The sequence below is a fragment of the Corynebacterium sp. 74A genome (genome assembly GCF_008930665.1).
GTDB lineage: Bacteria > Actinomycetota > Actinomycetes > Mycobacteriales > Mycobacteriaceae > Corynebacterium > Corynebacterium megadyptis.
In genome coordinates this window covers 76,870-102,258 of the sequence record NZ_PQMG01000003.1, presented here as the reverse complement: position 1 = coordinate 102,258, position 25,389 = coordinate 76,870, and the positions used below count along the sequence as shown (strand labels likewise).

The window sequence follows — 25,389 nt, the reverse complement described above, 5'->3', positions numbered from 1 at the left end:
CTGTAGGCTTTTAGCTATGGGGGCGGCGGTTGGTGTCTACCACATCGCCTTGAGTGGGCTCATGGAACTCGGAGGACTGGTGATCGCCGTGTTCGCGGGCGATGCGTGCCGCGGACTCATCATCCAGCTTCGCCTCGATGCGCTCAAGCAAACCGGACAGATCTTCCATCTCGCGGCGCAGATAATCACGAGTAACGCTATCACCCAGCGCGAGGCGTACCGACGCCAGCTCGCGGGCGAGGAACTCCGTATCGGCCTTGGTCTGGGCGGCGCGGCGGCGATCCTCGCTCAAGGAGACGCGGTCGCGGTCTTCCTGCCGGTTTTGGGCCAAGAGGATCAGCGGCGCCGCATAAGCGGCCTGAGTGGAAAAGGCCAGGTTCAACAGGATGAAGGGGTAGGGATCCCACTGCCACTTCCACGCACCGAGGTTCAACGCGATCCACGTGATCACGAAGATAGTTTGCCAGAACAAGTACTCGCCAGTTCCGAAGAAACGGGCAACCTTTTCTGCCATGGCGCCAACAGCGTCCGCATTGATGCGGAGGCCGCGGCGCCGAGTGGCCATGGGCGTATCAAGGCTATTGCGGTGATCGCTCATCAGCTAGGCCTCCTGTAGGGGCGTCGTGGTGTTGGACTGGGCGGGGCGGATACCGGTCTCGCGCCAGTCCTCGGGCAGCATGTGGTCGAGCAAATCATCGACGGCGACGGCGCCAAGGAGGTGACCGTCATCGTCCAACACGGGGCCACACACCAAGTTATAGGTGGCGAAATACCGGGCCGCAGTTTCCTGCAGGTCATCGGCGTAGAGCGGCGGGAGATCGGGGTCGAGCAAGCCGCCGATGAGTTCGGAAGGAGGTTCGCGCAGCAGCTTTTGCAGGTGCAAACATCCCAAGTAGGTGCCGGTAGGGGTCGCTGTGGGAGGGCGCACCACGAACACCATAGAGGACAGTGAGGTCGGCAGATCTGGGTTGCGAGCCATCGCGAGCGCCTCGGCGACAGTGCGCTGCGGGGTCATCACCAACGGATCCGAGGTCATGAGCGCACCGACCGTATCAGGCAGGAAGCTCATGAGGCGGCGCACTGGGGCAGAGTCTTCTGGATCCATCAGTTCCAGCAGCACATCAGCGGTGGCGTCGGGAAGCTCTTCCAACAGGTCGGCGGCGTCGTCTGGGTCCATCTCCTCGAGCACGTCCGCGGCGCGTTCGATGGCAAGCTCCTCGATCAGTTCGGCCTGGCGTTCCTCAGAGAGCTCCTGGAGAATATCGGCCAATTGCTCATCGTTCAGGCCGCTGGTGACGGCACGACGCTGGGAGGCGCTGAGGTTGTAGAACAGCGGCGCCGCGTCGGCCGGACGCATCTCCTCGAATTGGGAGCGCAGCTTGGCAGTTTCCTGCTCGTGGCTGGTCGTGGTTTCACCCAGACCATGCACATACTTCCACGGGGTGACATAGAGCGTAGGGCGCCGGCCAAAGGTGGATTTATTGGCGCTCACCGCGATCTTGGAGATCACCCAGTCGCGGGTGCGGGTGCGGGTCAGTTCCACATCGGCGACCTCCACTGCTTTGCCATGGATATTCTCCAGCTCGGGATCATCCACGTGCACCTTGGCACCGATGATGTCTTGGGAGATAGTAGTTTCGCCCTCGCGGGGCTGATAGGAGCGCATCGACACCTGCCCCGAGGCAAGGACGATCTCTTGGGGCTCGATGGTGGCTACGCGCAGCATCGGCAAGAAGATGCGGCGCTTGGAGGGAAGCGCCACGATCAGGCCGAGTACGCGAGAGTCACGTTCGAGCCCGTGCATCATCACGACAACGTCGCGGACACGACCAATGGGTTCGGCGTCTGGGCTACGCACCACCATTCCGGCCAGTCGGCCGGCATACACTCTCGTCACTGCATTCATAACTAGATATTGTAACGGCCAGCTGCACAGATCCTGCTACTGCTGCTGGGGCTCGCCCAAGCTGGGTGTTCACCTGCGGCACGAGGGGAGGTGGCGCGAGGTGGGCGTCGATAAGCGTACTACGCATGGGAAACCTCACGGACGAGGTAGTGGAACGTATTGTTCGGGAACCTTCCGCAGGCTTCGGGCGTTAGGGCTAGTGAAGGCCCGAAAATGAGCCAGCCCTCGTGGTGCGGCTTAAGCGAGCTCTGAATGATTCCTAGGCGGCGCTGTGCTGCCCGTAGATGCAAAGAAGTTGGTAGATACTGCTATGACATCCCCCGCGAACAACGTGAAGGCGATGGCGATGAAGAAGCGCCCGGAAGGGTGGCCGGTTGCAAGTTTCGAGAGCTATGAACAGGCGCAGGCCGCCGTAGATATGCTCTCTGATCAGGAGTTTCCGGTAAAGGACCTCACCATCGTGGGTGTTGATCTTATGGAAGTCGAACGCGTTCAAGGTCGCTTGACCTGGGGCAAGGTGCTCTTAGGCGGGGCAGTATCCGGCGCGTGGGCGGGCCTGTTTTTTGGGCTGCTCTTCGGGCTGTTTTATGAGAATTGGCTGGTGCCGCTGCTGACGGGCGCGATTCTCGGTGTGATTTTCGGGCTCGTGTCCGTGAGCGTGCCCTATGCCGCTTCGAAGGGGAAACGCGATTTCGCGTCGAGCACCCAGATTGTGGCCGGGCGCTATGACATTCTGTGCGAGCCGCACACCGCTCGCCAAGCCCGTGACTCGATTGCCCGCGGCCAGATCGTTCGACCGCGCACTAACGATCGCGGGGCTTGGAACCAGCAGCCTGTGCAGCAACAGCCTGCGCCGCAGAACCCGCAACAGCCGCAACAACCCCAGGGCGGCTGGTCCGCACCCCGTGAGGAGCAGCAGCCGCAGCAACCGGCGCAGCCGCAACCGCAACAGCCTGCGCAACCGCAGCGGGAACAGTCGTGGGACGAGCCGTCGGATAACTCGGAGTTTCCGCGAAGCTAAAGCCGTGCATGAAACACGATGAGAGCCACTGGCTCTAGCCTGCGTCCTAAGAGCGCCGAGGTTAGAGCCAGTGGTTTTTCTTGAGCACCCACCACATGAGAACCACCGCGGCAATCATGACGCCGAGCACCACGTAGTAGCCGTACTCGTAGTGTAGTTCCGGCATGTGGTCGAAGTTCATGCCGTACACGCCGGCGATCATGGTGGGCAGTGCGGCCATACCGACGAGCGCGGAAATCTTACGCATATCCGAGTTTTGCTGCATGGTCACCTTCGCCACGGCAGCATCGATCAAGGCGGTGAGTCGCTCATCGAGAGAGGCGATGGAGTCGGCCGCAATGAGCTGATTGTCCAGCACGTCACGGAAATAGGAGCGCAGCGGCTTAGTCAGCACATCTTTGTGGTTCTGAGTGAGAATACGCAGCGCGGTGCTGAGCGGATCGACCGAGTGCCTCATCTCCAAAATCTCACGCTTGAGCATGTAGATCTGGGAAATATCGATGGGGGAGTTCGGGGTGAAGACTTCTTCCTCGATCTCGTCCACATCCGTGGTGAGCTCGCCGGCGATGCGCACATATTCGTTCACCACGAGGTCAGAGAGCTGCCACGCTAATGCCACAGGGCCCAGCTCGAGCTGCTCGGACCACTCGTTCAGCTCGCGGCGCCAGCGCTTCAGCCCAGTGAGCACTCCGTGCCGGATAGCGATGATGAAGTTCGGGCCCAGAATCATCTGGAGTTCACCGGTTTGGATGATCTCCTTGGCGTCACGCACGCGCTCATGCTCCTGATACACCACGGTACGCAGCACAAAGAAGAGCTGATCATCGTAGCGCTCCACCTTGGGCCGCTGATGGGCGGTCACGGTGTCTTCCACGATCAGCTCATCCACCCCGTAGATCGCGGCAATGTGCTCCATCTGCTGCTCATCAGGTTCTGAGAGCTCCAGAAGGACGTAGCAGTCTTCGTGCTCAGTGGCGTAGTGCAGAGCATTCTCGTAGGAGAATTCTTGGTTCAGCTCGCGTCCTTGGTAGATCACGCGACAACGATCCACGGCCCGTTCCACGGGCACGCGCAGCCGAGAGCCCACAGGGTGCTCCTGGGCGTCAGTGTGTTCGCCACGCTTACGCGGCAAACGAAGTGGATCAACCATGCGAGAACCTCCTTGACGTACACGCCCAGCACTGTGGTGTGGACCGCAGGCAAGTGTACCGTCGCTCGAGGCGATATCAGCAATTCCGTGGCGGCACGGGCTCTATGGGTAGCTGCGCTAGAATCAGCGGTGGTGTGGCCGCGCGTGTGCGCTGCATGCGACGTGATCCACGCTTGGCCCACCGTCAGTCCTATTTGCCTAGCTAGATTGGCCTGCTTGCACCATGACCACCACGATGTCTCGGCAATTCCACCCCAGCGCCCCAGCGACCGTGCGCACTATATGCGCCCTCGGTGTGGTGGGCGCGGTGAGCAGTGGATGCGTCGCCGAGCCCCACCGCCAGGTCAATGAGGTAGAGGTGTCGCCCGTGCAGGTGATGGTGGATTCTTCCGATCAAGAACAAGTGATCATGGGTGAGCTGTACTCGCGGGCGCTTGCCTCTCGTGGCCGCCAAACCTTCGTGGACTTTGAGTATGACATCGGCACGGCCGAGCGGATCCAAGCCGTGGAAACCAACCACGCCGATATCGTGGTGGTGTGCCTTGGAACGGCCCTCGAAGCACTTAATCCCGCCCGCGCCAAGGAACTATCACAGGACTACACCGCAAAGATTGATGCCGGTGAGATCACGCCGACCGATATTGATTTCTCCGAGACGGTGCTCGATAGCCTCTTGGGCTCGCTGCCGCGCACCGTGCACAACTCGAACTTTTCGCCGACTCATGGCTGCGCAGAGAGTGAAGATCTGAAACTTCCGCAGAACTTTATCGTGCTCTACCAGCGCCCGCTGCTCAACCGTAAGGAATGGGACAAGCTCAACGTGGTCAATGGCGCGATCTCCGAGGCCTCCTTGAAGGAGATCGCTGAGGAGCTCAATAGCGGCGAGGATCAAGATGAGGTCTACTCCACCTTCTTGTCCTCCAACCGAGTCCTTTCCAATGGCGCGGACTAAAAGCTACGCCGCAGCAGCAACAACGCAGAGAACGCATCAGCCCCAGGAACCGAGTGATCTCGGTCCTGGGGCTGATGCGTAGTAGCACTGTGCTGAGCCCGCTCGTTATGTGGGCTCAGCCTGCAGGCGTCTAGTCGGCGAAGGCCTCGTTAATAAGCTGCTTCTGCTCGAACTGGTGCACCTTGGCCATACCGGTGGAGGTAGAGGACTGGGCGCGGCGAGACACGCGGCGCAGCTTCGGCATATCCGGCAGCAGGTCCGGCAGGTGCAGGGCCAGGAAGGGCCAGGGGCCCTGGTTGGCCGGCTCGTCCTGCACGAAGCGCACCTCTTCGGCGTTCGGATAGCACTCGAAGGCATCGTTGAGGCGGTTGTGCGGGATCGGGTGCAGCATCTCCAAGCGGACGATAGCCACATCGTCGCGGCCGTCGTCGGCGCGGCGCTTCTCCAAGTCGTAGTAGACCTTGCCGGAGCACAGCAGGATCGTCTTGACCTTCTCGGGATCGCCCAGCTGCTCGCCGTTGCGATCGAATTGGTTCGGGTCATTGATCACCGACTGGAACTTGCTCACCTCGGTGAAGTCCTCCACGGCAGACACGGCGGCCTTGTTGCGCAGCATGGACTTCGGGGTGAAGACCACGAGCGGGCGGTGCAGGTCGCTCAGGGCGTGGCGGCGGATGAGGTGGAAGTGGTTCGCCGGGGTGGTCGGCTGGGCCACGGTCATGGTGCCTTCGGCGCACAGCTGCAAGAAGCGCTCGATGCGGGCGGAGGAGTGGTCCGGGCCCTGGCCCTCGTAGCCGTGAGGCAGCAGCAGGATCAGCTTGGACAGCTGGCCCCACTTCGCCTCACCGGAGGAGAGGTACTGGTCGATGATGGTCTGGGCGCCATTGGCGAAGTCACCGAACTGTGCTTCCCATGCCACCACAGCATCCAAGTTGCCCACGGAATAGCCGTACTCGAAGCCCATGCCGGCGAACTCGGTCAGAGCCGAGTTGTACACCATGAACTTGCCCTCGCCGCCTTCGCGAGCGATGTGATCGATCGGGTTGTACTCCATGGCGGTGTTCGGATCGAACATCACGGCGTGGCGCTGGGTGAAGGTACCGCGGCGGGAATCCTCGCCGGCGAGACGCACGGTGCGTTCCGCACCGATGGCCAAGGAGCCGAAGGCGAGCAGCTCGCCCCAACCCCAGTCGATGCCGCCTTCCTTGACGGACTGGGCACGCTTCTTGGCCACCGGCTTGACGCGCTTGTGGATCTCGAAGCCCTCGGGAACATTGACATAGGCCTGGCCCATCTCCACGAGCTCCTCGCGGGTAATGGAGGTGTCCAAACCATGCGGCAGCTCCTGGGAGGAGGTGATGCCCTCCTGACCGGAGGCGTCGCGCTTCTTGGCTTCCTTGACCTCGTTGAACACCGACTCCATCTGATCGTGGAAGTCGCGGGCGGCAGCCTCGGCGTCATCCTTGTTCAGATCGCCACGACCAATCAGGTCCTGGGTGTAGCGGGCGCGGACGGTCTCGCGGCCGTCAATCAGGTCGTACATCTTCGGCTGGGTCATCGAGGGATCATCGGCCTCGTTGTGGCCGCGACGGCGGTAGCAGATGAGGTCGATGAAGACATCCTTGCCGTAGCGACGGCGGTACTCGGTGGCCAGCTGGCCGACCCAGTACACAGCCTCCGGGTCGTCGCCATTGACGTGGAAGATCGGGCAGCCATAGGCCTTGGCGAGATCGGTGGCGTAGTGGCTGGAACGACCGGAATCTGGGGTGGTGGTGAAGCCGATCTGGTTATTCACCACGATGTGGACGGTGCCGCCCACGGTGTAGCCGCGCAGCTGGGCCAGGTTCAGGGTCTCCTGCACCACCCCCAAGCCTGCGAAGGAGGCGTCGCCGTGCAGCAGCAGCGGCATGACGGAGAAGCCGGCCTCGCCCTTGTCCAAGATGTCCTGCTTCGCGCGGGCGATGCCCTCCATGACCGGGTTAACGGCCTCGAGGTGCGAGGGGTTAGCGGTGAGCGTCACCTTGATCTCGCCGTCGCCAAACATCTGGATGTGCTTGCCCTCGGCGCCGAGGTGGTACTTCACGTCGCCGGAACCACCGGCAGCTGCCGGGTCAGCGTTGCCCTCGAACTCCTTGAAGAGCTGGCTCAGCGGCTTGCCGACGATATTGGCCAGCACATTCAAACGGCCGCGGTGAGGCATGCCGATAACGACCTCGTCCAGGCCCTGGCCGGCGGCAGTATCGATGGCGGCATCCATCAACGGGATGAGGGACTCGGCGCCCTCGAGGGAGAAGCGCTTTTGGCCCACGTACTTGGTTTGCAGGAAGTTCTCGAAAGCCTCGGCGGCGTTAAGCTTCTGCAGAATGTACTTTTGCTGGGCGACGGTGGGTTTGGGCATGCCCGCCTCGAGGCGGTCCTGCAGCCAGGTGCGCTCGTCATTATCCAAGATATGGTTGTACTCGGAGCCCACCTTCAGGGTGTAGGCGGCGCGCAGCTTGGTGACGACCTCGCGCAGGGTCATGGTTTCGCGCTGGTCGAAGCCACCCACGTGGAAGGTGCGGTCCAGATCCCACAGGGTCAATCCGTGGGTCTCCAGCTGCAGATCGGAGTGATCCGGAATCGGCATGCCGGGCTGATGCCAGTTGAGCGGATTCACATCGGCGATGAGGTGGCCGCGGGAGCGGTAGGCCTCGATCAGCTGCATCACGCGGGTGTTCTTGTCCATGCCGGTGTTGGGCTGATCCTGGCGCCAACGAATCGGCGCATAGGGCACGGACATGCAGGTGAAGATCTCATCCCAGAAGGTGTCATCCACCAGCAGCTGGGACATGGTGCGCAGGAACTCGCCGGACTCGGCGCCCTGGATCACGCGGTGATCATAGGTGGAAGTAATGGTCACGAGCTTGCCCACACCCAGCTCGGCGAGGCGATCCTCAGAGGCGCCAGCGAACTCGGCGGGGTAGTCCATGGAACCTACGCCCACGATGAGGCCCTGGCCCTTGGTGAGGCGGGGCACAGAGTGGCGGGTACCGATGCCACCCGGGTTGGTAAGCGAGCAGGTGATGCCTTGGAAATCCGGCATCTTCAGCTTGCCGGTGCGGCCGCGCTCGACCACATCTTCGTAAGCCTCGACGAACTGCTTGAAGTCGAGGGTTTCACACTCGGCGATCTTGGCGACCACGAGGGAACGCTCGCCGCCCTTGCCCACCATATCGATGGCGAGACCGAGGTTAATGTGCTCCGGCACCACCAGGTTCGGCTTGCCGTCAATGACCTCGTAGGAGTTATTCATATCGGGGTGCGCCATGATTGCCTTCACCATGGCGTAGCCGATGATGTGGGTGAAGGAGATCTTGCCGCCCACAGTCCGCTTGAGGTGATTGTTAATCACCGAGCGGTTTTCGAACATCAACCGGGCCGGCATATCGCGCACCGAGGTGGCGGTCGGCAGCTCGAGAGAGATGTCCATGTTCTTTGCCACGGCCTTGGCAGCACCCTTCATGGGGAAGTTGCCGGCCTCGGGGCTGTCCTGAATCTTGGTCAGAGGCGATTGAGCTGCCTGACGCTTCTTCTCCTTGTCGGCCTCGCGAGCCTGCGCAATCTTGGTATTGGGATCGGTGGCTGTTTTACGGGCCTTCTCAGCGATGGGCTGTGGCTCGCTGTGTTGGGCCTTATTCTTCGGGCCTGCGGTGTTCTTCGGCGCTGCAGGGGCCTTAGGGCCGGAGCCCTTGGTGTCCTTGGGGGCGGCCTTCTTGGAGCTCTTGGACGAGGATGCGGGGGTGTTCGCGGGGGTGGGCTCTGCGGGGCTGCCCTCCTTTTCGAACAGCTCGCGCCATTCCTTGTCTACGGAGGAGGGATCCTCCTTGAACTGCTGGAACATCTGGTCTACCAGCCACTGATTTTGGCCGAAAGTACTAGCGCTGCTCACGGCAGGTGCTCGCCTCATTTCCTTGGGTTATTGGGTGATTCATACACAGTTTAGTGGTATTGGACCAGACTAACGGTGGTCCACCCCTTTTGTCGCCTAAATCTGGGCAGAAATTACGCACCTCTCGTGCGAGATCTGACCACCATGGTCGCGGGTGTGAGCGGGTTAACCACTCCTGGCGCCGAGTACACCCTCCTAAGAGGAAGTCCACATGCGCCAATAGGTTCCCTTTTGGTTGAGTAAGTTCTCGTGGGTGCCGTCCTCGATGATGCGGCCATGATCCATCACAATGATTCGATCCGCCCGCGCGGCGGTGTTCAAGCGATGGGCCACGACCACGCTGGTGCGGGCGTCCGTGACGCGGTCTGAGGCCTGCAGAATGGTGTTTTCCGTGGCGGGATCCACGGTGGCGGTGGCCTCGTCGAGAAGCAGCAGGGACGGTCGGGTCAGCTCGGCGCGGGCGAGCGCAACGAGCTGGCGTTGGCCCGAGGACAAGCCGCGGCCCTTTTCCCCGAGAGGGGCGCGGAATCCGCCGGGGATGCTGGCGATTGCGCTTAGCGCCCCGACACGAGCGGCAGCATCGGTGATCTCAGCGCGGGTGGCCTCGGGGCGGCCATAGGCGATGTTCTCAGCGATGGTGCCGCTAAAAAGGTGCGCCTCTTGGGGGACCATGCCGATTTGGCCCCGCCATGCGGCGAGCGGAAAGTCGCGGATGTCTATCCCGCGGGCGCGCACCGCGCCGGAGGCAGGGTCGTAGAAGCGGGCAGCGAGTTTGATGATGGTGGACTTGCCCGCCCCAGTCTGGCCCACCACCGCCACCGTGCTCCCGGGGGCGAGCTCGAAGGATAGATGCTCGGTGACCGCAGGGGTATCTGGGCCATAGCTGAAGCTGACATTATCGAGGGCCAAGGCGCCGCTGGCGGCGTGGGCGGCGTCGTCCCGCGTGCCCGTGGACACCACGCTGGGCTGGGTGGTGAGCAAATCGCGGATGCGGTTGAAGCCCACCGAGGCCTGTTGATAGCTGTCGAAGACTTGGGAGAGCTGTTGGATCGGGCCGAAGAGAGCGCTGAGATACATGACGAAGGCAACGAGCACGCCCGCAGAAATCTCCCCCTCGAGCACCATCGTGGCGCCCCAACCCACCACGGCCGCTTGGGTGAGCTGCGAGATGGCATTAATGCCGGGGAAATAAAGAGAAACGGCGGTGTGGGAGGCGATGCGCAGCCGCTTGTATTTCGCTGCTGCGGCCGTGAACTCCGCGAGGCTGCGATCCACGGCGCCGTGCATCTGGCTGGTGCGTAATGCTCCCACCGATTCCTGAAACTCGGCGTTGACTGCCGATATCTGTTCCCGGCTGCGGCGATAAAGTCGGGAGGAGATGCGGCGAAAAACCACGGTGGCCACTGCGACGATCGGCAGCGCGCAGAAGGCCAGCAGCGAGAGCTGGACATCGGTGGCCAGAAGCATCACGGAGATACCCACCAGCGTGCTCAACGCCACCACGGTCTGTGCCAGTCCAGTTTGGAGAAAAGAGCTCAGTGCATCGATATCGGTGGTCATGCGGGTCATGATCTTGCCCGAGAGGGTGCGTTCGAAAAAGTCCATGGACAGCCGCAGGATGTGGCGGAAGGAACGCACGCGTAACCCGTAGAGCAGGCGCTCGCCCGTGCGGGCGGTGATGATGGTTTGGGCCACCGCCGCCGCCCAGCTGAGCAGGATGATCGCCAGTCCGGCAAGCGCCATGAGTACCAGCATGCGTAGGTTGTTCTCGCTGATGCCGCGGTCGATGGCATAGCGGATGAGGGTGGGCAGGGCGATATCGGCGAGCACCCCCATCACCAGCAGCACAATGCTGGTGAGGATGAGACCGCGCACGGGGCGAAACAGCCGCTTCAGGCTAAAACCCTCCTCGGTATTCGACACGGTGAGCTGAGGCTGCTCGGTAGCCTCGGGTAGCCGTGCGATATCGGCGGCGAGGCGATCATTGAGCGGCTGCGACATCAGCGCCCCGCGGCCGCTAATAGCGGTGGCCTGAGACTTAGCAATCGTGCCGCGCTCGTGCGGCCGCCGCCCCACCGGCTCTGCAGGCCAGAGCTGCTCATCGCTGGGCCGGACCTCCGAGTCGAAGGGCACGGGCTCCTCTTCGCTAGGGCGCTGTTGGAAGCTGAGATCCATCAAGTGCGCGAAGTCGTGATTCGCTGAGATCTCCTCCAGGCTGCCGCAGGCAGTGACGCGGCCTTCATCCACAAGAGTCACCGTGTCGGTGAGCTCTAGGGTGGAGGCGCGGTGGGCGATAGCGAGGATCGTCAGGTCGGGGTAGTGGCGGCGAATGCCCGCGTAGATCGCTGCCTCTGTGATGGCGTCAATGGCAGAGGTGGCGTCGTCGAGCACCACCACATCCGCGCCCCGCGCCAAGGCCCGGGCGAGGGCGATGCGCTGGCGCTGCCCCCCAGAGAGATCGAGGCCGCGCTCTCCTAAGACGGTGTCGAGGCCGTTGTCGAGCTCAGCAACGAACTCAGCGGCGCAGGAGGCCTCGAGGGCGGTGCGGAGCTCCTCCTCCGAGATATCCGCCCCGACGGTGATGTTGTTGCGGATGGAATCCGAGAACAAGAAGGGGTCGTCGAAGACGATGGCTACCCGCTCACGCAGCTCGGCGCGGCGAATATCGCGCAGGTCATAACGCTGGGAGGTGGCGTCGATAAGCGCAATACTGCCCTCGTCGGGATCGTAGAAACGGCCCACGAGCTGGGTGAGCATCGTTTTCCCAGAGCCGCCGGGGCCCACCATGGCCATGCGGGTGCCAGGGGGAATGCGCAGCGACATGCCGTTGAGCACGGCGCGGCCACTCTCCGGCTGGCTGAAGTGCACATTGTGCACGTCGAGGCCGAGACGGCTGGCGGGCAGGGACTCGGGATGGGCGGGATCGGGCAGTGCGGGGCGCTGGTCGAGAACATCAAACACGCGTTCCACCGAGGAAAAGCCCATGTAGATGCGCATGAGCATGCCGGAGGAGACGCGGGCGAGGCCGGTGAGGGAGACCAGGTAGGAGGAGAAGGTGACAAAGACGCCGAGGGTGATCGTGCCGTTGAGCACTAAGAGACCGCCGAGGGCGACATTGGCCACTAACGCGATCTGCGGGAGGCGTTCAATAAAAGGGATGCTGCGGGCGGTGAGACGGGCGACGCGCATGCGCAGGGCAAAAAGCCGGCGGCTGGCATCGGCGAGAGTAGTACTCTCGCGGTCTTCCTGGGTGAAGGCTTTGACCACGCGAATACCGCTGACGGTTTCCTCCACGTGGCTCGCCACCTCGGCGGCTTGCTGTTGTGCGGTCCAGGTGGCGGCGTAGAGCGGGCGCCGCGACACCGCCGCAGCCACGATCACCACCGGCAGCGATATCACCGCCACCAGCGCCAGCAGGGGAGAAAGCCAGAGCATGACGGCGAGCTCGGCAAGGATTTTGAGTAGCGAACCCAGCGCCAAGGGGGTCATGGCTAAAATACCCTGGATCTGGTTGAGATCCGAGATAGAGCGCGAGACCACCTCGCCGGTGCGGATGCGGTCATGGCCAGGGCCGTCGAGGCGAGAAAGTGTGGAGAGAATACGTATGCGCAGCAGGTGCTGAACGGAGATGGATAGCCTGCCCGCGGAGTAGCGGCGCCCCGCTTGAAAGACGAACCGAATGAGGGCGGCAAGGATGAGCGAGATCACCACGATCCGCAGCGCATCGGCGCTTCCGGATACGCCGAAGGGGGAGAAGATGCCGGAGCGGTGGACGAACTCCGTCCACGAGGTGGCCTCGCGTGAGCCCGTGGCGATATCCACCGCGCTACCGGTCAGCAGGGGCACGCTGAGTTCGGCCACAACCTCGGCGAGGGTGCAGACGATGGCAAAGAGGCTGACCGACTTCAGCTCCCAGGCGGTACTGAGCAGCCGTTGCAGGGCCGGAAAGCCACGCTGGGACTTAGTGGACGGGTGCTGAGCTGAGGAGGTGCGGGAGCTGCCGCGCTCGGTGATACCGGCGCGCTCCGTCTCAGAGTGCGCGGACTGCGAAGCGGTCACAGTTCTACTCCTCCTTAGCTCTATATGCCGATCTAGTTGTGTATCACCCTTGGCGGGCTCGAGCTGTCGATGCAGGAAAACCCCGCCACCTGCGTCGACCGCATGAAGCGGTGGGCGAGCACAGGTGGCGGGGCCGAGTGCTGCCCCGAGGGGCAGCGGTGCACCGTTGGGTGCTTTTTAGCGCACGAGGTTAGGCCTCGCCGTCGGTGGCGTCCTTCTTCTTCGGTACGAAAGGAAGTTTACGCACTGCACCGGACACGCCTCCAGCAACCCCGTGGGCGGCACCAGCGACGCTGCTGCCGACGTTGCTGGCGGTGGAGCTGACAAACTCCCAGCTGCGGGCAGCCAGGCTCTCGTTCTGGTGGGCCTTGGTGACGGCGTCGGTGACTTCCTTGTCCATGGAGCTGACGTCCTCATCCTTGATCTCCTCGAGGGCAGGCAGGAGGGAGGGGAACTCCGTCGGTGCCGAGCCCAAGGAGTCATAGGTGTTGCCGATGAGCTTCTTGGCCAGCTTGCGGTTGGCGACGGTGCCGATCACAGCGCCAATACCCAAGGGCATAACCTTGCCGATCCACGCGGCGCGCAGTCGCTTATTGGTCTGCTTCAACGCCTGCTTGAGCAGGCGGTTATTAATCTTGCTCATCGACGGACCGGAGAAGCGGGAGAGGGTAGAGATCGTCGAGCTGCCTCCCTCAACGCCCAGATCGCCCACGGCTGCATCGACGAGGGCGGTGCCGGAGGACCCCATGATCACCACGAGAATGAGCGCTTCTCGACGCTGGGGATCGGAGATATCCGCGCCGCGCAGGTAGGCCGAGGCCATGGTGTAGAAGGCGGCGGCGTCGAGAAATACCAGCGATTCCGCGCCTACGGCGGCGGCGCCGGTGATAAAACCGATGCCCGGGACGGCAGCGGCCATGCCGGCAGAGGCCCCGGAGCCGGTGGCCAGATAGGTGATGTGCTGGTCCAGTATCTTCTGAATATCAGCCGGGCTGGCCTCTGGGTTGCGCTTGCGCAGCCAGTTCACATAGCTGGTGATAGAAGACGCCTGCATCTTCACCACATGGTTCAGGGCCTTAATGAGCAGCTTGCCGGATGCTCCGGTGCGCTCGTGCAAGGTTTCGGGATCAGATCCCAATGCATCAGTGATGTCATAAGTCGGTTCGTGCGAGCTGGATTGAGACATAGTAAGAGATCTCCTTAGTAGAAATTCATAATGGGGAAAATAATCGGCGATACGGAATTATCTGAGTGCTAGGAATGCCTGCCCCGTGCGGCCTCATTCTGGCGAGGGCGCTGTGTATTAGGGCTGGTGGGCATTGTTGTCCAGTGTAGTGGTTGTACTGCACCGCCGGATATAGATAACACTAAACGACACCTGCGCATTATTAATAGTCCGCACGGGCCTGCCGCACCCGCTGTGATCTCTTCTCCACACGCGCCTAGTATCGAATAGCTGCGCGCCGGCGGGGCCGCAAGAACTCTGCTGCGTAGTAGCCCGCACTGACTACGCGGAGCAACTACCGTGGAGGATATGGAAACGCTGGTCCGAACCACCGCTGGTTATGTCAAAGGAGTGGCGCGCTCCGGACTGCTGACGTGGCGAGGAGTGCCCTATGCGGGGCTTGTCGACGGCGAACGCCGCTGGCGGGTGCCCCATCCCGTCGAACCGTGGTCCCGAGTGAAAGACTGCACCGAATATGGTGCCAAGGCGTGGCAGCCGGCCAGTTTGTGGGGAACGAAATTGGCGGGCGGGCCAGACTGCCTCAACCTCGATATTGTGCGCCCAGATACCGATGAGCAGCTGCCGGTGGTGGTGTATTTTCACGGCGGTTCTTACTTGGTGGGCTCCTCGCATGAAACCATGCTGCGCGGGCATAACTTTGTGCGCGCCCTGAATGTGGTCTACGTGTCTTTGAACTTCCGGCTGGGGGTGTTCGGCTATCTCGACTTATCGGAGATCGGCGGCCAATGCGTGCCCACCCCGGCGATGCACGATCAACTGGCGGCGTTACGCTGGGTGAAAAAGAATATCGCTGCCTTCGGTGGCGATAGCAGCAACATTGCCATCATGGGCGAATCCGCGGGGGCGGCGAGCGTGATTTCGCTGCTGGCCTCTCCGGCAGCGCGAGGGTTATTTCACAAGGCTATTGCCCAGTCCGCGCCGGCGGCCTCGTTTCACTCCCAAGAGCAGTCGCGGCGCTGGGCGCGGGCGCTGGTCGACAATCTGAAACTGCACGACCTCGCCGATATGTCCGTGCTCCGGGCGCTGCCGCCCGCCGATCTGGTGCGCGCCGGCAGCCTGTCCCAATTGCGCTTGCGCGACATGCTCAATCTCAACTCGCCCTATGGTCCGGTGGTGGACGGCCACGTGCTGCCGCAGCACCCGCTGGATGCCTTCGAGCAGGGGCGCCAGGCTCCGGTACCGCTTTTGATCGGTACGAATAATGACGAAGCCTCTGTAGCCAAGGCCCTCTACGTTCGCGAGTCCGCGCGCTCGCGTTCGGCGCACCGCATACTCACCGCATTCGACACCGAACGCGCCCACGAGGTGCTGCGCGAGTACTCGGCCGCGTTTAGCCGCGAGGATTTTGCGGACCTGCTTACCGATGCTGTGTTTTGGGTGCCTTCGGTGCGGCTCGCCGAGGCCCATGCGCGTATCGCGGACACCTGGATGTATCGATTCGACTTCGCCCCCGCGGCGCTGCGCCGCCTCGGCATCGGGGCCATGCATTCACTCGAACTCACCGCCGTCTTCGGCGATATGGAGGCATCGCGCGTCTCTGGGCTCAATAAGCTCGGAGGCGCCGCCGAGTTTGCGGCACTCACTACCGAGTTGCAGGCCTATTGGGGCAACTTCATTCACCACTCCCAAGTCGGTTCGGGATGGCCGCGCTACCGCGCCGCAGTGGCGGACCGCATGCCGCGCCGGGCCACCAGAATCTTCGACACCGCATCGACGGTTGTCTATGATCCACGCTCGCAGCGTCGTCAAGCGTGGGATAATTATGATCTGCGGCAGTGGGGAAGTGATGAGCCCGATCTCACCAGTCCCACCCGGGTGGCAAAGACGCTCGCGCTACTCGAGTCGATTCTGCCCCGCACTGCCCAACGCCCGGCGTCTCAGGAGGAATGAGGAAGATGAGTTTTAGCCCTGCGTCGCACTGGTCGCTGCTGATCCACGAGCATCCCCGCTTCAGCCAGGCCCTAGTGCCATTGAATGAGGACTCGGAGCAGTTACTTTCCACGCAGCTTATCGACGCCGCCCTCGTGGACCGTCTGTGCCAGGCCATCGCCGCCACTCATGAGCTTTTTCCCATGGACGAGGATAAACACTGTGCACAGCTGTGGTTTCACAGTTTCGTCACCACTCTCATTGAGCCGACAATGATGCTCGCCCTCGATCACGACCTCGTGGCGATCTGCGATGCGGAGCATCCAGCCACCATGTTCGTGCATACCCCCACCGGCCATGGCGCGGGTTTTTGGTACGGCTACCACCCGAACCATGTGCTCGACCCCTCCGCAGATAGCTACCGGCAGCTCGGGGCGGGATGGGCGGAGCTTTTCGAGCCGATTGTGGGCGGTCTCGCGGAGATCACGGATGTCTCTGTCGCCGCGTTATGGGCGGTGGTCAGCGATGCGGTATCCATGGCGGCAGCCACAGCGGGTAATGAGGCTTTCGCCCCCTATGAGGGCATCGCCGCTTGTCTGGCGGTGCTGGAGGGGATGCGCGCAAAGCTGCAGGATCGCGCCCGCGTGGTGGAACCGCGCTTCTTCGACTATGTCGATGGGGAGTTTCGCCCCAGCGATTTGCAGATGGCCCTTCGCGAGGATGAGCCCGATGATGATGTGGTGCTGAGCACTAAACGGCTGACGTGCTGCATGATTTTTCACTCTCCTGGCTGCGGTGTGTGCGTGTCGTGCCCTAAACAAAAACCCGATATCAAGCGCGAACGCATGGCACAGCAGTGTGCGGCGCTCGCCAGCTTCTAAGACACCTCTCGCGTGCCGCCCCAGTATCCATGAAGCACCCTGCGGCGATTCTGCGGCGGGCCAACTAGGCTGTAGAGCGGCAGCCCCGCCGCTCGTGGCGGGGTGTCACGTAACCATCTATGTGGAAGGAAAGCCTGCCTCCATGAGTTTCTTAGAGGATATTGCAGCGGCACTAGACGATGCGGGCATCGAGTCGCGTGCTCACGACTGCACTCTCTTTGTGCCGATCACCTCCGAGGTGGAGATCCACTTTGTGGACATCGACCCTGACTTTCCTGCCGCCAATGTCTACATTGCTGCCGCCGATGTGGATGAGGAAGATGAGGATTTCGAGGCCGTCTTGGTGGCGGTGGTGTTCTCGGTAGAGGATGCCGTTGCCACCGTGAGCGAGCATATTGCCACCGACCAGGTGGTCACCATCCTGCGGGATGTGCTCAGCGGCACCGATGATCGCATTGCGGATCTGGATTTCTTCCAAGACGAGGACGACGCCCACACCGTGCGCGCCGAGGTGGCAGCCAACTCCGAGATCCTCGTCCGCGTGGACCTCGACGAGGGCGTGCCCACGGCAACGGTGGAGTTCATCGCCCTCGGAGACGATGATGAGGCGTGGGATGACGAAATCCTCAGCCTCGGCTCCTTCACTGACTATGACCGTCTTTTCGATGTCATCAGCCTCGCCGCGGATCAAGCCGAGGACTGGGAGGATCAGCTCGCACCCATCGATGAGGACGATCACGATGCCGCCCAGCGGCGCGCCGCACTCGGCGGACTCTATGACACCGAGGACGAAGAGTATTTCGACCTCGACGAGGACGACAGCTAGGTAGTCATGCCGACGGCAGCGCCGCTCGCTTTAGGCGGCGCTGGTGTGTTGGACAAAAAAGGACACCGGCGAGGGCAGTGGTGTATAGGTGCTGTCGACGACCCAGCAGTATGTGGGGGCAGTGGGTGTGAGGATCTCGTGCACCATCGATGACGCCTCCTCGGGGATGAATGAGCGCATCCACGCCTCGCTCACGCTGGCTGGAACGCTATCGCCGCGAGGATTCGTAAAGCGCGCGATCACGGCATACGCCGGAGTGGAGGAGTGCGCTCCCTGGGCGAGCGCTGCCGCCATGGCTGGGTTCGCCCGATAGCGGGTGATATTCAGCTTCAATTCGGGAACGCCGGCGATGTCCACCGCGGGAAGGGTGAGTGTTGGTGGCCGCCACGTACTGGGGGTGCGCGCTAAAGAGCGAGGGTGATGGATCGTGGATGTCACCCGCTCCACGATGTCGGGATGGTCACGCCTGATTAAGGCTAATGCTGTAGCAGTGGATACTGGCCGCTGCCCAGTGCGGCTGGAGCTGCTATAACGCTGTGCGGGATTAAAGAAATGGGGCTTAGTGTTGCTGTTAATGTTTCGCATGGCCCGCATTCTAAACAGCGGCTGAGACACTCCCACGCCAGAGGTGAACACATGTTCGAAAGGTTGGGGTGGGGTATCGAAGGAGGAGTGAGGCGCGTGATGCGTCGACCAGCACACACGCGGGATAGGCAGAAGCGTCCTGTCCCGCCGCTGCCCAAGGAGATCTGGGCGCTCGTCGTGGCGGCGTTTATTATTGCCGTCGGTTTCGGCATCGTGGCGCCGATCATCCCGCAATTCGCCCGCAGCTTTGATGTCTCCCTCGCTGCGGCGAGTGCCGTCGTCTCCGTGTTTGCGGGATCGCGGCTTCTCTTCGCCCCAGTTTCAGGGCGGGCAATTGATCGCCTGGGCTCCCGCAAGGTCTATCTCACCGGTCTGATCACCGTGGCAATTACCACGGGTCTCGTCGGCGCGGTGAGTGACTATTGGCAGATCCTGGTGCTGCGCGGTATCGGCGGTATTGGCTCGACCATGTTCACGGTTTCGGCCATGGGGCTGATTGTGCGCATGGCGCCGCCCGAGGTGCGCGGCAAGGCGTCGTCTATCTATGCCACCGGTTTCCTCGTGGGCAATATCGTCGGCCCGGTGGTGGGCGCCGCCTTGTCCTTTATGGGCATGCGCGCACCATTTTTCATCTATGGCGCCACCGTGCTGCTGGCCGCGGCAGTGGTGTATGTGATGCTCTCTGCCGAGGCGATGGGCTCCTATGAGAACACGAATAGCTTGGCCCCGATGACCTTCTCCGAGGCGTGGCGTGATTCCGCCTATCGGGCAGCGTTGGTCTCCGCCTTCGCCAATGGCTGGTCCAACTTCGGCGTGCGCGTGGCCATCATCCCTCTCTTTTCCGCCGCGATGTTCCACCAAGCAGGTGCCGTCGCCGGTATTGCGCTCGCCTTCTTCGCCGCAGGCAACGCGCTCGCCCTGCAATTTTCTGGGCGATTGTCCGATCAATGGGGGCGCAAGCCCCTGGTGATTACGGGGTTGGTGATTAATGCGGTGTTTACGGCCAGCATTGGTCTGACTCATGAGCCGATCACGCTGCTGACCGTCTCCGTCTTCGCCGGTTTCGGGGCGGGCTGCCTCAATCCCGCTCAGCAGGCGGCGCTGGCCGATGTGGTGGGGCGGGAGCGTTCCGGTGGCCGCGTCCTCGCCAACTTCCAAATGGCCCAAGATTTCGGGACGATCACCGGCCCGATTGTGGTGGGTGCGCTCGCGGGCTGGGCCGGCTATGGCTGGGCCTTCGCCTCCTGCGGGCTAATTGGATTAGCCGCCGCAGTGGTGTGGCTGGGAGCGCGTGAGTCCCTTGAACCCCGCGATGACACCGCCGCTGAAAGCCCTTGTAGGAAGGGATAAGCCCTTTGCAATTGGCTATGCACCGCCGCGCAGCGTAACGTGGTGGGGCAATGAGTAACACCGATAACGTCACCGGAGACGTGGACAGTCCGGATCATATCGTTTCGTCGGACTCTCAGGATACTTCGCAAGGTGCGGCAGCACAGTCTGCCGATCAGCACAGCACCAGGGATGCGAACACTTCTGAGGACACCGGCTCACCCACCGGCTTTGAAAGCTTGGACTTACCCTCAGATGTGTTGGAGGCAGTCACCAAGGTTGGCTTTGAAACGCCGTCCCCTATTCAAGAACAAACCATTCCCGTTCTCATGGGAGGCCACGATGTCGTAGGCCTCGCCCAGACGGGTACCGGCAAGACCGCCGCCTTTGCGCTGCCTATTTTGGCGCGCATCAACAAGGACGAGCGCTCTCCGCAGGCACTGGTATTGGCACCGACGCGCGAGCTCGCGCTGCAGGTTGCTGACTCCTTCCAGTCCTTCGCCGATCACCTCGGCGGCATTAACGTGCTGCCGATCTATGGTGGACAGTCCTATGGCATTCAGTTGTCGGGCCTGCGCCGCGGTGCACACATCGTTGTGGGTACCCCGGGTCGTGTGATCGACCACCTGCAGAAGGGCTCGCTGGATATCTCCGGTCTGCGCTACCTCGTGCTCGACGAGGCCGATGAGATGCTGCAAATGGGCTTCCAGGAGGATGTCGAGCGCATCCTGGCCGACACCCCTGCAGACAAGCAGGTGGCACTGTTTTCGGCCACGATGCCGAATGGCATTCGAAAGATTTCCCAGCAGTATCTCAATGAGCCGCAGGAAATCACCGTCCGTTCGACCAGCCGCACCAACACCAATATCAACCAGCGCTATCTGATGGTGGCGCACCGGAACAAGCTCGATGCTCTGACCCGTATCCTCGAGGTCACCGAGTTTGAAGCGATGATCATGTTTGTGCGCACCAAGTTCGAGACAGAGGAACTCGCCGAAAAGCTGCGTGCTCGCGGGTTCTCTGCGCAGGCCATCAACGGCGATATTCCGCAGGCCCAGCGCGAGCGTACCGTGGACCAGCTCAAGGATGGTCGCCTCGATATTCTCGTGGCCACCGACGTGGCTGCCCGCGGTTTGGATGTGGAACGTATCAGCCACGTGCTAAACTACGACATCCCACACGATACCGAGTCCTATGTGCACCGCATTGGCCGTACCGGCCGTGCCGGTCGCTCCGGCGAGGCTATTCTCTTCGTCACCCCGCGTGAGCGCCGCATGCTGCGATCCATCGAGCGCGCAACTAACGCGCCGCTGAACGAAATGGATCTGCCGACCGTTGATGAGGTGAATGAATCCCGCAAGGAGAAGTTCGCCGATTCCATCACTGAGGCGCTGGAAGACTCTCAGGTCAATATCTTCCGTTCCTTGGTGCAGACATACTCTGATGAGCACGATATTCCGATGGTGGATATCGCGGCGGCATTGGCAACGCAGGCTCAGGCCAGCGACGAGTTCTTGATGAAGGAGCCGCCGCGCGACAAGCGTAAGGACCGCTCCGATCGTCGCGACCGCGACTTCGATCGTGGGGGCCGTGACCGCGGCGACCGCGGTGGTCGTTTCGAGCGTTCGAATCAAAACATGAGCATCTATCGCCTCGCCGTGGGTAAGCGGCAGCATGTGCGTCCCGGTTCCATCGTGGGCGCGCTGGCAAACGAAGGCGGGCTCAATTCCAAGGACTTCGGCCGGATCGTGATCAATGTGGATCACACCCTAGTCGAGCTGCCCAAGGACCTGCCTCGCGATGTGTTCGACCGGCTGGAAGATACCCGCATTTCCGGCCAGCTGATCAATATCGAGTCGGCCCCCGACGCCTCCTTGGAGCGCGGCTATGGCGACCGTGGTGGTCGCGGCGGTGGCCGTGGTTTCGGTGGCCGTGGTGGTCGCGATGGCGGTCGGCGCTTCGATCGTGGCGATCGCGGTGGCCGTGATGGCGGCCGTGGTGGCCGTGGCTTCGACCGTCGCGATAGGGGAGACCGCGGCGACCGCCGTGGCAGCTTCCGTCGCCGGGACGATCGCTACTAATCCTTTCTGAGCTTTCAGGGCTCACACACCACACCACCTCGCTGGATCTTCCGGCGAGGTGGTGTTTTCTCTTGTGGCGACTGAATGGGGCTCTCGCACATGCCGCCCGCTGCGTCGCCGAGCCGCCACACCGCCCGCCCGCCGAGCCGCGCCGCTACAACAGTGGCGGTACAGAGACATAAAAAACCTCGCTGCCACGGGGCAGCGAGGAGGCAGTATAAAGCGTGCCGCTACATCGTCATCATCAAAGCGAAGATGATGATCCACAGCAGCGAGAAGATGCCGCCGAACATCGACAGCTGGGACTTTGCCTTGTCCCAATCCTGCACGGTGGCATTCTCCGGCATATCGTCGGCGTCGAGAATACCCAGTTCGGCAGCCATAGCCTTCTGACGGGGCAGAATCAGGAAGTACAACACAGCCCATGCGATAACGGACAGCAGAATAGACGTGTGCAGCAGCCCTTCCTTGATCCATGCGTCGAGGTTGGAGAACATCACGCCAAAGCCCAGCAGCGGCACCAGCAGCGAGAGCAAGCCGTAGGTGTTGCTGATCCGGTAGAGCAGCGCGGCGGAACCCTTGGCCTTATCGTTGCCGTTATGTGCATGGGCTGCTTGCACATGGAAGGTCGATACAGCCACGGTGACCGGGCCCAAGAAGAGCACGGCGGAGAGCACGTGGAGTGCCAGCATCACAGTAGAAATGGTGAGTCCTCTTTCACTAAGGGGTGAACTATTACTGGGTGGTAGAAACATCACGCCGAGGCCGCCCGCGCTGGCCACGCTGTGGGTGTCCAACCGGATAACTCAGCGCAAACTGCGAGTTTAGTGAAACTCCTAGAACTTCGCTAACCCAGCAACTGCGCTTCATGCGCGTAATATCCGGCTGGGATAGCGCCAGCTGATACCGTGCCGCCACAGCGGCGAGACGTTGGGAATACCAGCAGCGATGCCGGTGGTAGGGAGGCATCCATGCCGCGGGCAGCGCATCGCTTTTATCTTGATTGGCGGCGGCGCTCACAGCCACCACGTTGAGTGGATCATTGGCAAAGTCCTCCGCTTTGGCCCGCGGCCAGGTGGCCGCCCCCATATCCCACGCGGCCGCGAGCGGAAATACGTGATCGATCTGGAGCTCATCGACGGCCGCGTCAATCCGCTCGCCGGTATAGAGATCCTGAATCACCCCGCGGAGCCCGCGCGAGCATGGCGCCTGCACCCCCGCCGCGCGCAGCGCGCGATCCCGAGTGGTACAGCCTGCGCCCAAGCTGGGCTGGGCCCGCCAGCCCGGCCCGAAGAATTCTCGCCGGTATCCAGGGTGACGGGCACGCGTCTTGACGACGCTCACCTTGGGCAGTGTGCTGTGTAATCCAGGCAGCTGCGGCTCGGTGGGCGGATGCGCAGGCACCCGTGCTACAAGGCCGATAAGAAGCCAGAGAAGCGTCGATAAGCATAAAAGGGTATACCAGCCGCGGCGGGAAGAGAGATCCATACCTCTCAATGACGAAAGGGAACCTCGATGAGGTTCCCTTTGCGTGTGGTCGAGAGGATTTAGCCCTTGGTCTCGAGCTGCTCGGCGGCAGTCTCGATGTCCATCTTGGGCTGCTCCTCGGCGATGGTGGCGAGCTTCGACGCGCTGTCGAATTCATCCAGCACTTGCTGGCTGGGGCCCTTGGACATGATCGAGACCACGGCCATCACGACGGTGGCGGCGAGGAAGCCGGGCACCATCTCGTAGAGGGTGTCGCTCAGCGGCGACATGCCCCAGGCGAAGGAGACGACCGCGCCGGTGATCATGCCGGCAATCGCTCCGCCGGCGGTGAGTCGACGCCAGTAGAGAGAGGCGAGAATGATCGGGCCGAAGGCAGAACCGAAGCCCGCCCATGCGAAGCCCACCAGACCCAGAATCGAGTCGGAGGGGTTGATGGCCAGCACCGCGGCGATCACGGCCACGGCCACCACGGCGGTGCGCGAGAGGTTCACCAAGACATTGTCCGGCAGCTTTCGCTTGTAGACGATCTTGGTCAGATCCTCGATCAGAGCAGAGGAGGTGACCAGCAGCTGCGAGGACAGGGTGGACATAATGGCTGCCAGCACGGCGGTCAGCAGCAGACCGGCGAGAAGCGGGTGGAAGAGAATCCGGCCCATGTCCAGGAAGATCGTTTCGAAGGCCTCGCGGTCGGTGACCCGAATGGAGGGATCCTGGCCGAAGAAGGCAGTTCCCACCAAGGCTGCGAAGGTCGCGCCGATGATGCACAGCAGCATCCAGCCCACACCAATCCAGCGACCGGCCTTAGCTTCATAGGGCGCGCGCAGCGCCATGAAGCGGACAATCACGTGCGGCTGGCCGAAGTAGCCCAAGCCCCAGGCGAGGTTACCGATGATCGCGGTAATCGAGACGCCAGAGATCATGTTGAAATAGGAGGAATTACCCGCCTCATAGGGGCCATAGGGCTGCTCGACGGCCCAGGTAAAGATGCTGGTGGGCTCGTCCAAGGCGAGCAGCGCCATGATCGGCACCACGATCAGTGCGGCGAACATGATGGTGCCCTGCACGGCATCGGTGTAGGACACAGCAAGGAAGCCACCAATGAAGGTATAGGCCACCGTCACGGCTGCCACGATGAGCATGCCGTCTAGGTAGCTGCCACCGAAGGTGGACTCGAAGTACTTGCCGCCGGCGACCATGCCGGAGGAGACATAAAAGGTGAAGAAGAGGATGATCACCACGGCGGACACAATACGGAGGATGCGGGACTTATCCTGCACACGGTTTTCCAAGAAGCTTGGAACCGTAATCGAGTTATTCGCGATCTCCGAATAGGAGCGCAGGCGCGGCGCCACCCATGTCCAGTTCGCCCAGCAGCCGATCAACAGGCCGATGGCGATCCACAGCTCCGAGAAGCCGGTGAGGAATAGTGCGCCCGGCAAACCCATGAGCAGCCAGCCGGACATATCCGACGCTCCCGCCGAGAGGGCGGCAACGAAAGGATTCAGGCCGCGACCAGCGAGCACATAATCGTCATATTCGTCTGTTTGCTTATAACTCCAATAACCAATCGCGAGCATCGCCAACATGTAGATGATGATCGCGAGAATAAACCAAGTATTTTCGCTCAAGTCGTGCACTCCATTCTTGTTTTCTCCGATGCTACGCAGCTTGTCATGCCTGTGCGCAGGCACCAGCACAGGGCTGGGGCGTCGTCCTCGACGCTTCTTCACGGCATTACTCGCCTGCGCACAGCCCAATCTCAGCGCGCCACTCACACCCTAGGGCGGAGACCAGCGCGCCCACTTAGACCGTTGTCGTCGAACATCGGGGTAGCTGCCACATACACCACGTGGCCGTTGTGCGTTGGCCGATAGTACAGAGGTTGTGCTCTCATGTCTTATTCAGGTTGCTCGCTAGGCTCTTATGAGGGGGACGAGAGCTGTCCAGCCGGAGGAGCTGCGGGTAGCGCCATATACGTGCGCAGCAGCGTCGGGCCGTGTCAGCTGGGCGCAGCCGCACGCGGCGCGGAGAAGGACTAGAATCGATCGCTTAGGGCTGAGAAGCTGAT

General features: G+C 62.0%; 16 protein-coding genes and 1 pseudogene. 7 read left to right on the top strand and 10 right to left on the bottom strand.

The genetic code is table 11. The annotated features are described in order from the left end of the window. Positions 1 to 10: 10 nt before the first annotated feature. Positions 11 to 598, bottom strand: a complete 588-nt coding sequence (locus tag GBB11_RS05495; protein ID WP_151549100.1) for a DUF1003 domain-containing protein — start codon at positions 596 to 598, stop codon at positions 11 to 13. A 3-nt stretch (positions 599 to 601) separates the two neighbouring features. After that, positions 602 to 1,906 carry a magnesium transporter MgtE N-terminal domain-containing protein gene (locus tag GBB11_RS05490; protein ID WP_151549099.1) on the bottom strand — a complete coding sequence of 435 codons (1,305 nt, stop codon included), beginning with the start codon at positions 1,904 to 1,906 and terminating at the stop codon, positions 602 to 604. Positions 1,907 to 2,216: 310 nt separating this feature from the next. On the opposite strand from GBB11_RS05490, the pseudogene GBB11_RS05485 reads away from it, so the two are divergent. Beyond that, a pseudogene (locus tag GBB11_RS05485) lies at positions 2,217 to 2,684 on the top strand (general stress protein); the annotation flags it as partial. Positions 2,685 to 2,988: 304 nt separating this feature from the next. Here GBB11_RS05485 and GBB11_RS05480 read toward each other — a convergent pair. Beyond that, positions 2,989 to 4,077 carry a magnesium and cobalt transport protein CorA gene (locus GBB11_RS05480; protein ID WP_151549098.1) on the bottom strand — a complete coding sequence of 363 codons (1,089 nt, stop codon included), beginning with the start codon at positions 4,075 to 4,077 and terminating at the stop codon, positions 2,989 to 2,991. Between the two features lie 223 nt (positions 4,078 to 4,300). On the opposite strand from GBB11_RS05480, the gene GBB11_RS05475 reads away from it, so the two are divergent. Further along, positions 4,301 to 5,029 (top strand): hypothetical protein, encoded by a 729-nt coding sequence (locus GBB11_RS05475; RefSeq protein WP_151549097.1) that lies wholly within the window; start codon positions 4,301 to 4,303, stop codon positions 5,027 to 5,029. A 130-nt stretch (positions 5,030 to 5,159) separates the two neighbouring features. Here the strand turns inward: GBB11_RS05475 and GBB11_RS05470 are convergent, their stop codons facing one another. The 3 genes from GBB11_RS05470 to GBB11_RS05460 all read right to left on the bottom strand — a co-directional run bounded on the left by GBB11_RS05470 (position 5,160) and on the right by GBB11_RS05460 (position 14,202). Next, complete coding sequence (locus GBB11_RS05470) at positions 5,160 to 8,957, bottom strand: multifunctional oxoglutarate decarboxylase/oxoglutarate dehydrogenase thiamine pyrophosphate-binding subunit/dihydrolipoyllysine-residue succinyltransferase subunit (protein ID WP_151549096.1); 3,798 nt, start codon at positions 8,955 to 8,957, stop codon at positions 5,160 to 5,162. A gap of 195 nt (positions 8,958 to 9,152) precedes the next feature. Then, positions 9,153 to 12,896, bottom strand: a complete 3,744-nt coding sequence (locus GBB11_RS05465) for an ABC transporter ATP-binding protein (RefSeq protein ID WP_370513512.1) — start codon at positions 12,894 to 12,896, stop codon at positions 9,153 to 9,155. A gap of 310 nt (positions 12,897 to 13,206) precedes the next feature. Continuing rightward, positions 13,207 to 14,202, bottom strand: coding sequence for a hypothetical protein (locus GBB11_RS05460; RefSeq protein ID WP_151549095.1), 996 nt, complete (start codon positions 14,200 to 14,202; stop codon positions 13,207 to 13,209). Positions 14,203 to 14,550: 348 nt separating this feature from the next. Between GBB11_RS05460 and GBB11_RS05455 the strand changes: the two genes are divergently transcribed. From GBB11_RS05455 to GBB11_RS05445, 3 genes are all read left to right on the top strand, one after another. Then, a complete protein-coding gene (locus GBB11_RS05455; protein WP_151549094.1) occupies positions 14,551 to 16,152 on the top strand; it encodes a carboxylesterase/lipase family protein in 1,602 nt (533 codons plus the stop codon). Positions 16,153 to 16,157: 5 nt separating this feature from the next. Beyond that, entirely contained in the window at positions 16,158 to 17,012 is an 855-nt protein-coding gene (locus GBB11_RS05450; RefSeq protein ID WP_192796325.1) for a (2Fe-2S)-binding protein, read from the top strand. A 142-nt stretch (positions 17,013 to 17,154) separates the two neighbouring features. Then, a complete protein-coding gene (locus tag GBB11_RS05445) occupies positions 17,155 to 17,838 on the top strand; it encodes a hypothetical protein (RefSeq protein WP_151549092.1) in 684 nt (227 codons plus the stop codon). Between the two features lie 30 nt (positions 17,839 to 17,868). On the opposite strand, the gene GBB11_RS05440 is transcribed toward GBB11_RS05445, so the two are convergent. After that, a complete protein-coding gene (locus tag GBB11_RS05440; RefSeq protein ID WP_151549091.1) occupies positions 17,869 to 18,276 on the bottom strand; it encodes a hypothetical protein in 408 nt (135 codons plus the stop codon). Positions 18,277 to 18,522: 246 nt separating this feature from the next. Between GBB11_RS05440 and GBB11_RS05435 the strand changes: the two genes are divergently transcribed. Together GBB11_RS05435 and GBB11_RS05430 are read left to right on the top strand one after the other, a co-directional pair. Then, positions 18,523 to 19,773 (top strand): MFS transporter, encoded by a 1,251-nt coding sequence (locus GBB11_RS05435; protein WP_151549090.1) that lies wholly within the window; start codon positions 18,523 to 18,525, stop codon positions 19,771 to 19,773. Between the two features lie 50 nt (positions 19,774 to 19,823). After that, on the top strand, positions 19,824 to 21,833 hold the full coding sequence (locus GBB11_RS05430) for a DEAD/DEAH box helicase (RefSeq protein WP_151549089.1): 2,010 nt from the start codon (positions 19,824 to 19,826) through the stop codon (positions 21,831 to 21,833). A 230-nt stretch (positions 21,834 to 22,063) separates the two neighbouring features. On the opposite strand, the gene GBB11_RS05425 is transcribed toward GBB11_RS05430, so the two are convergent. The 3 genes from GBB11_RS05425 to putP all read right to left on the bottom strand — a co-directional run bounded on the left by GBB11_RS05425 (position 22,064) and on the right by putP (position 24,949). After that, a complete protein-coding gene (locus GBB11_RS05425; RefSeq protein WP_151530002.1) occupies positions 22,064 to 22,537 on the bottom strand; it encodes a DUF2269 domain-containing protein in 474 nt (157 codons plus the stop codon). A 31-nt stretch (positions 22,538 to 22,568) separates the two neighbouring features. Continuing rightward, the gene (locus GBB11_RS05420; protein WP_225979131.1) at positions 22,569 to 23,177 is read right to left on the bottom strand and encodes an HNH endonuclease family protein; all 609 of its coding nucleotides are present in this window, start codon (positions 23,175 to 23,177) and stop codon (positions 22,569 to 22,571) included. Between the two features lie 203 nt (positions 23,178 to 23,380). Then, positions 23,381 to 24,949, bottom strand: coding sequence for a sodium/proline symporter PutP (putP, locus tag GBB11_RS05415; protein ID WP_151549087.1), 1,569 nt, complete (start codon positions 24,947 to 24,949; stop codon positions 23,381 to 23,383). Positions 24,950 to 25,389 lie beyond the last annotated feature (440 nt).

Excerpts from the sequence above, each read along its gene's own strand:
- GBB11_RS05495 (WP_151549100.1), bottom strand. The coding sequence starts at position 598 with ATGAGCGATCACCGCAATAGCCTTGATACGCCCATGGCCACTCGGCGC.
- GBB11_RS05490 (WP_151549099.1), bottom strand. The coding sequence starts at position 1,906 with ATGAATGCAGTGACGAGAGTGTATGCCGGCCGACTGGCCGGAATGGTG.
- GBB11_RS05480 (WP_151549098.1), bottom strand. The coding sequence starts at position 4,077 with ATGGTTGATCCACTTCGTTTGCCGCGTAAGCGTGGCGAACACACTGAC.
- GBB11_RS05475 (WP_151549097.1), top strand. The coding sequence starts at position 4,301 with ATGACCACCACGATGTCTCGGCAATTCCACCCCAGCGCCCCAGCGACC.
- GBB11_RS05460 (WP_151549095.1), bottom strand. The coding sequence starts at position 14,202 with ATGTCTCAATCCAGCTCGCACGAACCGACTTATGACATCACTGATGCA.
- GBB11_RS05455 (WP_151549094.1), top strand. The coding sequence starts at position 14,551 with ATGGAAACGCTGGTCCGAACCACCGCTGGTTATGTCAAAGGAGTGGCG.
- GBB11_RS05450 (WP_192796325.1), top strand. The coding sequence starts at position 16,158 with ATGAGTTTTAGCCCTGCGTCGCACTGGTCGCTGCTGATCCACGAGCAT.
- GBB11_RS05445 (WP_151549092.1), top strand. The coding sequence starts at position 17,155 with ATGAGTTTCTTAGAGGATATTGCAGCGGCACTAGACGATGCGGGCATC.
- GBB11_RS05435 (WP_151549090.1), top strand. The coding sequence starts at position 18,523 with ATGCGTCGACCAGCACACACGCGGGATAGGCAGAAGCGTCCTGTCCCG.
- GBB11_RS05430 (WP_151549089.1), top strand. The coding sequence starts at position 19,824 with ATGAGTAACACCGATAACGTCACCGGAGACGTGGACAGTCCGGATCAT.